10 protein-coding genes are annotated in these 14794 nt (G+C 59.4%); all 10 read right to left on the bottom strand.

What is annotated here, in order from left to right:
* Positions 1-26 precede the first annotated feature (26 nt).
* Entirely contained in the window at positions 27-1493 is a 1467-nt protein-coding gene (locus THIVI_RS13885) for a glutamate synthase subunit beta (protein ID WP_014779204.1), read from the bottom strand.
* Positions 1486-6141 (bottom strand): glutamate synthase large subunit, encoded by a 4656-nt coding sequence (gene gltB / locus THIVI_RS13880; protein ID WP_014779203.1) that lies wholly within the window; start codon positions 6139-6141, stop codon positions 1486-1488. The genes THIVI_RS13885 and gltB overlap by 8 nt, the downstream gene beginning before the upstream one ends.
* A 620-nt stretch (positions 6142-6761) precedes the next feature.
* Complete coding sequence (aroB, locus tag THIVI_RS13875) at positions 6762-7841, bottom strand: 3-dehydroquinate synthase (protein ID WP_014779202.1); 1080 nt, start codon at positions 7839-7841, stop codon at positions 6762-6764.
* 16 nt (positions 7842-7857) lie between these two features.
* Positions 7858-8382, bottom strand: coding sequence for a shikimate kinase AroK (gene aroK, locus THIVI_RS13870; protein WP_014779201.1), 525 nt, complete (start codon positions 8380-8382; stop codon positions 7858-7860).
* A gap of 282 nt (positions 8383-8664) precedes the next feature.
* Positions 8665-9063 (bottom strand): hypothetical protein, encoded by a 399-nt coding sequence (locus THIVI_RS13865; RefSeq protein WP_041447007.1) that lies wholly within the window; start codon positions 9061-9063, stop codon positions 8665-8667.
* Between the two features lie 23 nt (positions 9064-9086).
* Positions 9087-11471, bottom strand: a complete 2385-nt coding sequence (locus tag THIVI_RS13860) for a type IV pilus secretin PilQ (protein WP_014779200.1) — start codon at positions 11469-11471, stop codon at positions 9087-9089.
* A gap of 19 nt (positions 11472-11490) precedes the next feature.
* Positions 11491-12015, bottom strand: coding sequence for a pilus assembly protein PilP (locus THIVI_RS13855; RefSeq protein ID WP_014779199.1), 525 nt, complete (start codon positions 12013-12015; stop codon positions 11491-11493).
* Positions 12012-12629: a type IV pilus inner membrane component PilO gene (locus tag THIVI_RS13850; protein WP_014779198.1), complete on the bottom strand. Its 618-nt coding sequence runs from the start codon at positions 12627-12629 to the stop codon at positions 12012-12014. The genes THIVI_RS13855 and THIVI_RS13850 overlap by 4 nt, the downstream gene beginning before the upstream one ends.
* Positions 12620-13267: a PilN domain-containing protein gene (locus THIVI_RS13845; protein WP_014779197.1), complete on the bottom strand. Its 648-nt coding sequence runs from the start codon at positions 13265-13267 to the stop codon at positions 12620-12622. The genes THIVI_RS13850 and THIVI_RS13845 overlap by 10 nt, the downstream gene beginning before the upstream one ends.
* On the bottom strand, positions 13268-14359 hold the full coding sequence (locus tag THIVI_RS13840; RefSeq protein WP_014779196.1) for a pilus assembly protein PilM: 1092 nt from the start codon (positions 14357-14359) through the stop codon (positions 13268-13270). It abuts the gene before it with no gap.
* Between the last annotated feature and the right edge of the window lie 435 nt (positions 14360-14794).

Genomic DNA, 14794 nt, shown 5'->3' with positions numbered 1-14794 from the left:
TTCTCATCGCCGAAAACCCGCCGCCCCTATCGTGGCAAACCGGTTGCCCCCATCAGCCACTCGTCGACCGCGCGGGCGCATTGGCGACCCTCGCGGATGGCCCAGACGACCAGCGACTGACCGCGCCGCATGTCGCCCGCGCTGAACACGCCATCGACCGAGGTGCGATAGGCGTTCGGTCCCTCCGTCACGCCCTTGACATTGCCGCGCGCGTCCAGCTCCAATCCCGCTACGGTCTGGAGTTCCGCAAGCATGCCGGCATGCACGGGATGCATGAAGCCCATCGCCAGCAGCACCAGATCCGCCTTGAGCTCGCCCTCGCTGCCCGGAATTTCTTCCATTTTCCAGCGTCCCTCGGCGTCTTTCTCCCAGCGCACCAGGCAATACTGGAGCGCCATGACCCGACCCTCGACATCGCCCCGGAAGCCTTTGGTCGCGACATTCCACATCCGCTCGCAACCTTCTTCCTGCGAACTAGAGGTACGCATCCGGTTCGGCCAGTCGGGCCAGGTCAGCCCTTTGTCCTCTTTCACGGGAGGACGATCGAGGATCTCGATCTGAGTCACCGACTTCGCGCCATGCCGGTTGGAAGTACCGATGCAATCCGACCCCGTGTCGCCGCCGCCAATCACGACGACATGCTTGCCCTGCGCGCTGATGAAATCGCTGTCGGGCACCGGAGAGCCTTGTACCCGCTTGCTGTTGCGAGTCAGGAAATCCATCGCGAAATGCACTCCGGAAAGCTCGCGTCCCGGCACCGGCAGATCGCGCGGTTGCTCCGAACCGCCAGCAAGCACCACGGCGTCATAGTCTGCGCGCAGTTTGCTGACCGGAATCTCGACGCCGATGTGCGCGTTGGTATGGAACTCCACGCCCTCGGTGCGCATCTGCGCCATGCGGCGGTCGATCAGCGACTTGCTCAACTTGAAGTCCGGGATGCCGTAGCGCAGTAGCCCACCGATCCGGTCGGCTTTCTCGAACAACGACACCTGATGACCGGCACGCGCCAGTTGCTGAGCCGCCGCCAGCCCGGCGGGGCCGGAGCCGACCACCGCCACCCGCTTGCCGGTACGCCGCTCGGGAACCTGGGGCTTGATCCAACCCTCGGCCCAGGCGCGGTCGACGATCGCGCATTCGATGGTCTTGATGGTGACCGGCGTGTCGTCGATGTTCAGGGTGCAGGCGGTCTCGCAGGGCGCGGGACAGATGCGACCGGTGAATTCGGGAAAGTTGTTGGTCGAGTGCAATACCTCGATGGCGGCCTCCCAGTCGCCCCGATAGACCAGATCGTTCCAGTCCGGAATGAGGTTGTTGACCGGGCAGCCCTGATGACAGAACGGGATGCCGCAATCCATGCAGCGCGCGCCCTGCTCGCTGAGTTCGTTCTCCTTCAGCGGGATCACGAACTCGTTGTAATGCACGACTCGGTCGGCGGCCGGCTGATAGCGCCGGTCGCGACGGTCGTATTCCATGAATCCGGTTGGCTTACCCATGATCCACAATCCCCTTCGACGGCTTGATCATTCGTGGCGGACGGCTTTGATTGGCCTGCATATCCTGGAGCGCGCGCCGGTAATCGACCGGCATCACCTTGACGAACTTGGGCAGATAGCTATCCCAATCGGCCAGAATGCGCCGCGCCACCTCGGAGTTGGTGTAGTGCAGATGCTGTTCGATCAGTTGTTTCAGACGCCGCGCGTCGAACCGGCTCATGTCGTGGCTCAGGTCAACGCGCCCGTGCGTCTCCAGGTCTCCGCCCTGATGATCGAGCGCCTCCAGCGCATCGTCCTCGCGGGCGACGGGTTCGAGTTCCACCATCGCCAGGTTACAGCGAGCCGCGAAGCTGCCGTCGCCGTTCAGCACATAGGCGATGCCTCCGGACATGCCGGCGGCAAAGTTCCGTCCGGTCGGGCCAAGCACCACGGCCACGCCGCCGGTCATGTACTCGCAGCCGTGATCGCCAACCCCCTCGACCACCGCCGTGGCGCCCGAGTTGCGCACACAGAAACGCTCGCCGGCGACGCCCCGGAAGTAACATTCGCCAGAAATGGCCCCGTAGAGGACGGTGTTGCCGACGATGATATTGTCCTCGGCCCGCTCGATGGCCGACTCCGCCGGGGGATAGATGACGATGCGCCCGCCCGACAATCCCTTGCCGACATAGTCGTTACCCTCGCCTTCGAGTTCGACGGTCACTCCGCGCGCCAGCCAGGCGCCTAGCGACTGACCGGCGGTTCCCTTGGCCTTGATGTGGATCGTGTCCTCGGGCAGACCGACATGACCGTAGCGCTCGGCCACCCGACCCGAGAGCAGCGCGCCGAAGGTGCGGTTGAAATTGCGGATGGCGATCTCGATGCGCACCGGCTTGCCCTCCAGCAGGGCAGGCTTGGCCTGACGGATCAACTCATGGTCCAGCGCCTGGTCGATCCCATGATCCTGTTGCTCACGGTTATAGAGCGCAATCTCCGTGCCCACCGCCGGCTTGTTCAGGAGCCGCGAGAAATCCAGCCCCCGAGCCTTCCAATGCTCGATGGCGCGACGCATCTCCAGCCGGTCGGACTGGCCGATCATCTCGTTCAGGGTGCGGAAGCCGAGCTTGGCCATCAGGCGTCGGACTTCCTCCGCCACGAAAAAGAAATAGTTGATGACGTGCTCGGGCTTGCCGGTGAAGCGTTTGCGCAGCTCGGGATCCTGCGTCGCCACGCCCACCGGACAGGTGTTGAGGTGACACTTGCGCATCATGATGCAGCCCTGAACGATCAGGGGCGCGGTTGCGAAGCCAAATTCGTCCGCGCCTAGAAGGGCCCCGATCACGACATCGCGCCCGGTGCGCATGCCACCATCCACCTGGACCGCGATGCGCCCGCGCAGATTGTTGAGCACCAGGGTCTGATGGGTCTCGGCCAGTCCGATCTCCCAGGGCGAGCCGGCGTGCTTGATCGAGGTCAGCGGGCTGGCGCCGGTGCCGCCGTCATAACCGGCGATGGTCACATGATCGGCATGGGCCTTGGAGACGCCCGCCGCCACCGTGCCGACTCCGATCTCGGAGACCAGCTTGACCGAGATCCGCGCCTGTGGATTGACGTTTTTCAGATCATGGATGAGCTGCGCCAGATCCTCAATAGAATAGATGTCATGGTGCGGCGGCGGCGAGATCAGACCCACGCCGGGCGTCGAATGACGCACCCGCGCGATCTGGGCGCTCACCTTGTGGCCGGGCAACTGACCGCCCTCACCCGGCTTGGCGCCCTGGGCAATTTTGATCTGGATATCGTCGGCATTGACCAGATACTCGGTGGTCACGCCAAAGCGTCCGGACGCCACCTGCTTGATGGCCGAGCGTTCCGGATTCGCGCTACCATCCGCCAGCGGCCGATACCGTTCGGGCTCCTCGCCGCCTTCGCCGGTATTCGACTTGCCGCCGATGGCGTTCATCGCCTTGGCCAGATTCGAGTGCGCCTCATAGGAGATGGACCCGAAGGACATGGCGCCAGTGGCGAACCGCTTGACGATCTCCTTGGCCGGTTCGACCTCGTCGAGCGGAATGTCCTGCTCGGCGAAACGGAAGTCCATCAGACCGCGAAAGGTCAAGAGCCGCTCGGACTGCTCGTCGATGAGCCGGGAGAACTGCGCGAAGGTCTCTGCATTGTTGGCGCGGGTCGCGTGCTGGAGCGCGGAGATGGTCTCAGGCGTCCAGATGTGATCCTCGCCGCGCAGCCGGTAGGCATAATCGCCGCCGACATCCAGATGCTTGCGATAGATCTGCTCGCCGCCATAGCCCTGCACGTGCCAGCGCACCGCCTCCCGGGCCACCTGGGCGAGTCCGATGCCCTCCACGGTCGTCGGCGTGCCCGTGAAATAGTGCTTCAGGAAATCGCTGTTGAGTCCGATCGCATCGAAGATCTGCGCGCCGCAATACGATTGGAAGGTGGAGATGCCCATCTTCGACATCACCTTGAGCAGCCCCTTGCCGACCGCCTTGATATAGCGGTACTGAGCCTCCTCGAAGGTCAGTTTTTCGGGCAGGCGCGGCAGCAGCGACTGGATGGTATCGAAGGCCAGATAGGGGTTGATCGCCTCGGCGCCATAACCGGCCAGTGCCGCGAAATGATGCACCTCCAGCGCCGAGCCGGTCTCGACCACCAGACCCACGCTCGTGCGCAAGCCCTGACGGATCAGATGATGATGTACCGCCGAGGTGCCCAGCAGCGACGGGATCGGGATATGGTCGCAATTGGTGTTGCGATCAGACAGGATGAGGATGTTGAAACCGTCGCGCACCGCCTGCTCCGCCTCCTGGCAGAGTCGATCGAGCGCGGGCGCCATGCCGTCCGCGCCGTCGGGCGCCGGATAGACCATGTGCAGGGTGCGGGTGCGGAAGGCCGAGCCCGAGTTGTCCTCGATATGGCGCACCCGCTCCAGATCCTCGTTGGTGAGGACCGGCTGATTGACCTCCAGGCGCCAGTGCTTGCCCGCCTCGTTGAGCCCGAGCAGGTTGGGACGGGGGCCGATCAGCGACACCAGCGACATGACCAGTTCCTCGCGGATCGGGTCGATGGGCGGATTGGTGACCTGGGCGAAGTTCTGCTGAAAATAGCTCGACAGATGCTTAGGGCGGCTGGAGAGCACCGACGGCGGATTGTCGGCGCCCATGGAGCCGATCGCCTCCTGACCGGTGACCACCATCGGGGTCAGCAGGAACTTCAGATCTTCCTGCGAGTAGCCGAACGCCTGCTGCGCGTCGAGCAGGGTGCCCTCGTCCGGGGCCATGGGCGCCACGTCGGTCGGCAGCTCGTCGAGATGAATCTGAGTCTTGGCCAGCCATTCGCCATAGGGCTGCGCGGAGGCCAGTTCGGCCTTGATCTCGGCGTCATCGATGATGCGTCCCTGTTCCAAGTCGATCAGGAACATCTTGCCGGGTTGCAGACGCCATTTCTTGACGATGCGCTCCTCGGCGATGTCGAGCACGCCCATCTCGGAGGCCATGACGACCATGTCGTCGTTGGTGACCAGATAGCGCGCCGGGCGCAGACCGTTGCGGTCGAGGGTCGCGCCGATCTGCCGCCCGTCGGTGAAGGCGACCGCCGCCGGACCGTCCCAGGGCTCCATGAGCGCGGCGTGATACTCGTAGAAGGCGCGTCGCCGGGCGTCCATCAGCTTGTTGCCCGACCAGGCCTCCGGGATCAGCAGCATCATGGCATGGGCCAGCGAGTAGCCGCCCATCACCAGCAGTTCCAGCGCATTGTCGAAGCAGGCCGAGTCCGATTGACCTTCCGGGATCAGCGGCCAGATGGTATCGAGTTCCTCGCCGATCAGCTCCGAGCGCATGGTGTGACGGCGCGCGGCCATCCAGTTGACGTTGCCGCGCAGGGTGTTGATCTCGCCGTTATGGCAGATCATGCGGAACGGCTGTGCGAGGTTCCAGGTCGGGAAGGTGTTGGTCGAGAACCGCTGATGCACCAGGGCCAGCGCCGAGGCGAAGCGCTCGTCACCGAGATCCCGGTAATAGCGCCCAACCTGATGGGCGAGCAGCATGCCTTTGTAATTGATCGTGCGCGATGACAGGGTGACCACGTAATAAGCGGTCTTGTCGAAACCCGCCTCGCGGATCTCGTTGTCCATGCGCTTGCGGATCAGGAACAGCTTGCGCTCGAAGGCATCCTGATCTGGACAGTTCTCCCCGCAGGCGACGAAGACCTGACGCACCACGGGTTCGGAGGGCAGCACGCTATATCCAAGATCGCTGTTATCGACCGGCACGTCGCGCCAGCCGAGGACATGCTGACCGCCTTCCTGGAGGCGCCGCGTGACCGTCTCCTCCATGGTCTGTCGTTCCCGCTCATCCTGCGGGAAAAAGACCATGCCGACGCCATAACTGCCAGCGGGCGGCAAGTCGAACTCCACTACGGCACGGAAAAAGGCATCGGGAATCTGGACTAGGATACCGGCACCGTCACCGGCCTTCGGATCGGCGCCTACGGCGCCGCGATGATGCAGTCGCTCAAGGATTTCGAGTCCCTGCCGCACGATGGCATGGCTCTTCCGATTCTTGATGTTGCAGACAAAGCCGACACCACAGGCGTCATGCTCGTTGGCTGGGTCGTAGAGACCCTGTGCGGGAGGAAAGGCACGAAGGCTCATCTCTGACCTCGTTGATACCTGGGGGTAAAGGGTTCCGATTGTGGCGCCATTGCCAACGGGCGCTGTCAGTCGAGCGCGCGAGCGATCAACCGTCAGGCAACGCCCCAACCGGTCATTGGACAGCACAATCCTGTGTTCCGATGGTCTGGATGATTCAATCGCAAGCGCACCAGGGCCGCAGGGAAAACATCTCGCCATCGAAGAACCGCTAAGGATAACGCTTAAGCATGAGCCGTACCACAGACGGGGGATCTTGACAGCAATTCTCAGTTTGATCCTGAACGTTTCGCCTTCTCTGCCCGGAAAGCAAGGCTAAGGCTACATGAAGCCGTTCATGGTTAGCTTGTCGAACCATGAATGGCTTCACGGTCAGAGATTTAGGGTTTCCCGTTCATCTTCGGCCCTTCGTCAAACTCAGGGCTCAAAACGAACGGGAAACCCTTCACTGTTCGCAGGATTCGTTTAGATTTGTCGCTTCATCAGGCCAACTGAGAATTGCTGGGATCTTGATGCGATGTCTGAACGACCGTTGAAATGCCTTAAAGCTCTCGTCGCTGCCCGAAGTCCGCACCATTCTGAGGCGAATCGCACCATTCGATGGCAATCGCCGCCGCGCATGCTCAGCGATCCCAGGCATGGAGCGTGGCACTCAGCAAATCGGGGTCGAAGTCTCCGGTGACCAGACCCTTGCCAAGATGCCGTAACAGCACCAGGCGCAACTGGCCGTTCAACACTTTCTTATCCACAGCCATCAATTCCAGGAAACGCTCTGCGGAGACCTCGGGCGGTGGGTCGACGGGCAAACCCGCGCTGGCCACGAGCCGACGCACCCGTTCGAGATCCGCGCCCGACAGCCAGCCAAGCCGCGCCGACAGATCCGCCGCCATGCACATGCCGACCGCCACCGCTTCGCCATGCAGCCACTGACCGTAGCCCATGCCGGTCTCGATGGCGTGCCCGAAGGTGTGGCCGAAATTGAGCAGCGCGCGCTGGCCGGCTTCCAGTTCGTCCGCGGCGACGATCTCCGCCTTGATCTCGCAGGAGCGCAGGATGATATGCGACAGGGCGTCCGACTCCCGGCCGAGGACTTCCGACAGGTGTGTCTCCAGCCAATCGAGGAAGGCCGCGTCCCGGATGAAACCGTATTTGATAACCTCGGCCAGACCGGCGGACAGTTCGCGCTGGGGCAGGGTTTCGAGGGTCGCGGTATCGGCGATCACGGCGCGCGGTTGATAAAATGCGCCGATCATGTTTTTGCCAGCCGGATGATTGATTCCGGTCTTGCCGCCGACCGACGAATCGACTTGAGCAAGCAGAGTGGTTGGTGCCTGGATGAAGGCCACGCCGCGCTGATAACAGGCCGCCGCGAAGCCGGCCATGTCACCGACCACCCCGCCACCCAGGGCGATCAGCGTGCAGTCGCGTCCAAACCGGGCATCCAGCAGGGCGTCGAAGATCCGATTCCAGACATCGAGCGTCTTGTATTGCTCGCCATCGGGCAGGATCACCTCCTGCACCCGATAATCGCTCAGAGCCTGCCGGAGACGGTCCAGGTAGAGCGGCGCCACCGTCTCGTTGGTGACGATCATCACCTGAGAGCCTTGGAGATAGGATCGATACAGCTCCGGATCCGACAGCAGACCCATCCCGATCTGGATGGAATAGGTGCGTGCCCCAAGGGCCACCGAGAGCGTTTTCATGATCGTACCTCCCCGTTCAGATCTCTTCGGAAGCGAGTCTGCGGCAGATTTCCTTGACCACCGAACTGGTGCCACGTTTCTCGGTGGAGACCACCATGTCGGCGACCTGGCGGTAGAGCGGTTCGCGTTCTTCCATGATCTCGCGCAGTTTGGCCAGCGGATCCTCGGTGTCGAGCAAGGGACGGTTGCGATCACGGGCGGTGCGGGCGTATTGCTGCTCCGGGCTGCAGTGCAGATAGATCACCACCCCTCGGGAAGAAAGATTTTGACGATTCTCCGGGTTTAGGATCGCCCCACCCCCGGTGGCCAGCACGATCCGTTCCTCGCTCACCAGTTCCTCGATGACCTGACGCTCGCGGTTGCGAAAGCCTTCCTCGCCCTCGAATTCAAAGATGGTCGGGATATCCACGCCAGTGCGGCGCTGAATTTCCTGATCGCTGTCCTTGAAAGTATATGACAGCGACTCGGAGAGTTGCCGACCGACGGTACTTTTGCCGGCGCCCATTGGGCCGACGATAAAAATATTCTGTGCACGCATCATAGCGAACGATATGCCAGATTTTCGGCACGCGGGCAAGGGCACGTAGCCCATACCCGCGCGCATTGGATGGAGGGGGCGGGCGTCACTCAGCCTGTCCAGCGACGGGTGGATCGGGAGCGGCCGTCAACGGGTCGCCACTTTGACCATTCTAGCGACATTGATCCAAGATGCGGCCTGCATGATCGAAAAAAACCGTACTTTTTGAAATCGGAGTTTTCGCATTTGCGGCGCCGAGCGCCGAAAAAGCCGTGACACTGCGGAGCGGAGTCGCAAGAAACACCTCTATTTCATTAGGTTATCAATCCATTCACTCGTTTCACGATCTTCTTCTTCGATAAGCTCTTGTTTCCTTTCTTGCATCCTTAAAAGTCTATCCCCAGAATTTACTTCATAGTCTAATTTTTTATCCTGCCTTTTTTGTTCTAGTCGAAGCAATTCGATTTTCTGCATTTGAAATTGCCTTTCATATTCTAATTGTCTATCTTTTCTTGCTTGCTCACGTCTAGCCAACTCGACTTGCCGCTTTAAAGTCTCATTTTCAAGTTCTGCTTTACGAAGCCGAAGATCCATCTCATCAATCTCTTTTTCGGCCAGATATCTATCCTTTATATTTTCATCCGCAAAAATATATGTGGAAATCAAAACTGACAGAACCAAGGCGAAAACGAATGAAGTCTTCATTGCTTTCTCTCTCTCATCGCAAACTAACGTGCCACTGCCGCGTCACCCTTTAGAATCTTTGGCGTTACAAAGATCAGGAGTTCGGAATTGTTGTCCAGACGCGCCTCATTTTTAAACAAACGGCCAAGTACTGGAACGTCGCCAAGCCAAGGCACCTGCTCTTTTTGGAAAGACTTTTGACGCTCAAAAACACCGCCGAGCACCACGGTCTCGCCATTTTCAACTAAAACATTTGTCTCTACCGATCGAGTATTGATTGGAACGCCGTCAACGCTCTGATTTGTATAGTCCGCCGAATCCTTACTCACCATTAGTTCCATGATTACCCGATCATCTGGCGTAATATGAGGCGTTACGTCCAGTTGCAGCACAGCATCCTTAAACTCTGTTTGTGTGCCACTCTCCGAGACCGTCTTATAAGGAATCTGCTGACCTACCTTGATGCTAGCCTTACTTTGGTCCGAAGTGATGACCCTTGGACTGGAAACAATCTCGCCCCGTCCTTCCCGCTGCATCGCTGAAAGCTCTAGCTGAAGAAGATAAGAACCAACCTTACCGAGCAGAAAGTTAATGGATCCCGAAGGATCTAGGGCAGGCAGATTCGTGATCAGTGTCTGATTGTCATCGTCATCGATCAATCCAGAGTTATAGGGGGTTCCGGTATCGACATTGAGCCCGAATGGGCCCTTGTCGAAACCAGTAACAGCGAGACTACCTGGCTGGCCGCCCGCAACCAACAATTCATTGCTACCGAGAGATCCCATCGAGCCTGAAACACCGAATCGCACACCAAGATCTCGGGCAAAATCATTGTTAGCGATAACAACTCGTGATTCGATCATCACTTGTCGTACTGGCACATCGAGCAGTACGACAAGACTACGAATTGCTTCTATGTTTGTTCTAGTATCTTGAACAATTAGGGTATTCGTTCGCTCATCGGAAGTGACAGAACCCCGAAATGATAGAATGCTGTCAGATCTCTCGTAGGCGGACGAAAATTCCGAGCTGCCACTCATGTTTCCACTAAGATTAAAGCCTGCCTGATTACCAGAAGATGTTTGCTTACCTATACCTTTAGAGCTACCGGAAGCACTGTCAGAAGACTTTGAAACCTTTGACTTTTGTCCAGTCCCCTCGATAACTTCAGCAATGTCAGCCGCCTTGGCATATTTAATCGGAATAGTCTCGGTTTGAAGCTGCGCAAGCTCCTCAATTCTTTGAAAAGATTGGACCTCTAGTAATTCTTGTTCAGCAAATTCCTTGATCGGAGCCACCATAATGACATTTCCGTGCTCCCGCATTGTCAAACCTTTGGTTTTGAGAATGATGTCAAGCGCCTGATCCCAAGGGACATTCTTGAGTCGCAGCGTGATGTTGCCCTGCACGCTGTCACTAGCGACCAGATTCCTATCTGTAAAATCGGCGAGTACCTGAAGCACCGCGCGGACCTCGATATCCTGAAAGTTCAGTGACAGCCGATTCCCGTCATAAACCACTTTCTGCCGCGCCATGTCCTCCTTTTCGGCGGGCGTCAGCGGGCGAAAATCCAGGGTAAAGAGTTCATCGGTCTGATAGGCCATGTGATCGAAATCGCCCTCGGTCTGGACCTCGATCTCGACATTACGTCCGTTGGGCCGGGACTCGATCGCCGTCACCGGCGTTGCAAAGTCCGCCACATCTAGCCGTCGGAAGAGTCGTTGGGGGAGCGATGTATCATAAAGATCGACGAAAACACGGCTACCTTCTTCGCGCACAGCAACCCTGGTATCCGGATTCGGTAGCCGGATCACGACCCGGCCTTCGCCACTTCCGCTGCCACGAAAGTCGATATCTCGTAACGCGGGTCCGGAAGCTACTGACCGCGCAGGACGTGCGCGAGGGTTCCAGGCAGCCGGCGGTTGACTCGTCCGCGTCTCTGTCGGACTGGCGGCTGGCGGTGCCTCGGGCGGCGCGCTGGCGACACTGCCTTGCGTATTGACCTGAATGGTCACGCGATTGCCTGCCGTGCTGACCTCGTAAGGAACCGAATCGGTAAGATTGAGCACCACACGGGTGCGGTCGCTCGCATCGACCGCGACCAGACTATGCAACGGCCCCACACCGATCGGAACCGACTTACTGGCGAGCTTGCTGGTCACGCCGGGGAAATCCAGCGCGATCCGCGCCGGCGACTCGGTCGAAAATGTTTCGGGCGCGGCCACGGGTCCGGAGAGGATCAACTGAATCTCGACGCGACTGCCGGGGAGCGCGGCGAACTGAACATCCGTTAAATCGGCCGCCCCCGCTTGCGTGCCGATGATCAACAGGAGAATCGGAAGGCCGAGGGCATGGGCTCGCGCCGTCATGCGAGCGGACATGATAGGCCAGAGTCTGCCCCCTCGACCTCTTTGAAACAGGCTGATCATCAGTCTTCACTCCACGAATTTATTGGGTCAGCGCAACCGTGGCCGGACGTTCCCGCCACTGGCCTGGCGCATCGGAGACGATTTCGATCAATTGAATGGCATCCTCGCTGATATTGGTGATCTGCCCATTGTTCATGCCAAGATAGTTACCCACCTTCACGCGGTGAACGATGCCGTCCTTCGTTCGGACGAGACCCCATCGCTCTGCATCCTGATCGAGCGTTCCAACCATGCGCAGCGAGTCCAGCGGAAAGCCCTCCAACTCCTCCTTGCGCCGATTGGGATCCGGCGCCAGGCCGTTATCCTCGATCAAGGGTTCGGGAGGCATGGCCTCGGCATCCGGCGTAAAGGGATCGCGCCGCTCGCCAGGAAGATACACAAAGGTCTCGATCGGTTTGATCTCGGGCAGCGGCTGGATCGGCCCCGGAGGACGCGCCTTAATTGACTGCGCATAGGCTTCGAGCTCGCTCATCCGGTCTCCGCCACAACCGCCGATCAGCACGGGCGTCAGGAGCGACAGGATCAGGATGCGATGGCGATTCATTCTGCCGCGTCCTCGTCCAGATAACGATAGGTCTTCACGGTTGCCTGAAGCGTCAGCTTGCTGTCCGCCGCGCCAGGTTTGGCGCCGGGCTTGGCGGCGTCGCCCGTAATCTGCGCGTCGTGGACGGTCACGATGCGAGGCAATGCCGCGAGACCGCTGATGAAGCGCCCGAAATCGTGATAGGTTCCCGTGACCCGAATGCGAATGGGCAACTCCGCGTAAAAGTCCTTGGTGCGTTCGTCTTCCGGCTGAAAGAGCTGGAACTCAAGCCCATTCGCAAGCCCGGTCTGGGAGACATCGACCAGCAGCGAGGCGACCTCGGTTTTGTTGGGGAGCTGGCGCAGCATGGCGCCAAAGGATTCCTGCATCTCCACGAGTTGCTGACGATAGGCATCCAGGTTGGCCGCCTTGCGTTGCTTGGCCTCGAAGCTGGTGCGCAGATCGCGTTCGGATGCCTGTGCCTGATCGAGACGAACGAGCTGTTCCTGGGTGTCGAGGTAATAGGCGAGACCGCCGAGGGCAAGGCAGGCAATGAGGATGGCGACGGCCTTGACCGGGTTTGGCCATTCGCCGAAGCTGTTGACATCAAGCTGGTTCAGTTCATTCAAGTCCATGACCGGGCTCCTGGCGGTTGGGCATGGATGACCGGCTGCCAGACGCCATCGGCAGTGGATGCGGATCCCTTCTTCTCATTGGATTCGGACTCCGGACTCGGGCTGATCTGATCGAACGACAGACGGAAATGACTCAGGCCCGTCTCGGTCTTGTCTTTGTTTTCGATCAGCATGAGCCGCGGTTTACCGATCGACCGGGAGGCTTCGACTTTCCGCATGAAGGCCGACACGCGCGCATTCGATTGGGCGCGTCCCTCGATCACCACCGAGCGGCCGCTCTGTTCGATCTTGGTCAGATAGACCCCTTCGGGGATCGCCGTCACCAATTCGTCGAACAAGCGGACGATCTCGGGGCGGCTCTTTTGGAGCTGCTGGATGATCTCCATGCGCGAGAGCAGATCCGCCTTGGTTTTCTCCAGATCCTGTATCTCTTTAATTTTAATATTTAATTTCGCAATTTCGCTTTCGAGATATTGATTCCGTGTCTGTTGGTCATGAATCCTCTCTTCAAAAAAGAGATGCACCAGAACCGCGAGGAGGAGCGTGATGCCAAGGGCGATACCGCCGGCGGTCAGAAAATCCTTCTGACGCTGTTGGCGCGCGGCTTCGCGCCAGGGGAGTAGATTGATCCGTGCCATTTATTTGAATCCTCGCGGATCGTCGAATCCTCGCAGGGCGAGACCCACGGCGACCATCATGCCGGGCGCCTCGCGCATCAGTTCCTGGGAATCGATGCTGGGCGCAAGAGACATCTGGGTAAAGGGATTCGCGACAAGGGTCGGCAGTTTGAGCCGATTTTCGACCAGGACATCGATTTTACGGATGCTGGCCGGACCGCCGGAGAGCAGGATCTGGTCGACATGGTTGAAGGTCGTTCCAGAGTAAAAAAATTGGAGCGCGCGTCCGATCTGTTGCGCCAGCGCCTCTTTGAACGGATCGAGCACCTCCGCCTCGTAGGTCTCGGCGACGTCGCCGGTCAGGATTTTCTGGCTGGCCTCCTCGCGCGAGAGACCATAGCGACGCTGCACTTCGTCTTTCAACTGCATGCCACCGAAGTTCTGCTCGCGGGTATAGATAATTTGGCCCCGGTGCAGAACATGCAGCGTCGTGGTCGCCGCGCCGACATCCACGAGCGCCACCGTGCGATCATGAGATTCCTCGGCGCCAGACCTCGGAAACAGCGAACAGGCATTCTCCATGGCATAGGCTTCGACATCCACCACGATCGCCGTCAAACCGGCGATTTCAAGCGCGGCAACGCGATCGTCCACATTTTCCCGGCGGGAGGCGGCCAGCAGAACGTCCACCATGTCGGGGCTGTTCAGGGATGGCCCAATCACCTCGAAGTCGAGATTGACTTCTTCCAGGGGATAGGGAATGTATTGATCAGCCTCCAGTTGAATCTGGCTTTCCATTTCGGCATCGCTGAACGAGGCCGACATCGAGATCACCTTTGTAATGACCGCCGAGCCCGCCACCGCAATGGCCGCGCGCTTAGTCTTGGTTCCAGCCCTGACCAAGGCGCTACGGATGCTCTTACCGACCGCTTCGGAATCCGCAATTTTTTTTTCGAGCACGGCATTCAGGGGGAGCGGCTCGATGGCGTAGTGCTCGACCCGAAACAACGTCGGGGCGGAAACCGCATTTCTGGAAAGCTCGATCAATTTGATCGCGGTCGAACTGATGTCGATCCCCAGGAGGGGATTATTTTTGCGGCTGAGGCCAAACATAAATCTCTCGCTGGGTCATTTCCATTGCGGTGAGAATACCCTGAGTCCCATCCAGGAACGTAAAGATAACAAATCTGGCCAATTTCGCGAGTGCCATCATGGCCAAATCCATGATGGATGACACAAGATCGGAATCGCGATCACCCGCCGAGCGCTTGATTCCGTCATCTTGGCTACAAGACGACTTATCGGGATTTCAGCGATTGATTCTGGGATTATAGCCACGTTTTGACGTAGGAGTCCGCTTGCGGGCGACTTGCGGGTCTGCGGTGGCTTCCGGGCGACGGGGTCTGGCAGACCAGAAGGCGACTGACGGGTCATATCGCCCGCAAGCGGGCTTCTACGATGGCGGATGACGCCTAAATGAGAACTGCCTGGCCGCCCTGCTCTGCGTGGCGGATAAAGTCAGCAACACCGCGGTCGCTGGACATGCGA

It is taken from the genome of Thiocystis violascens DSM 198 (assembly GCF_000227745.2).
Lineage (GTDB): Bacteria > Pseudomonadota > Gammaproteobacteria > Chromatiales > Chromatiaceae > Chromatium > Chromatium violascens.
Note: the sequence above shows the minus strand (reverse complement) of the source record. Positions and strands in the feature narration are given on the sequence as shown.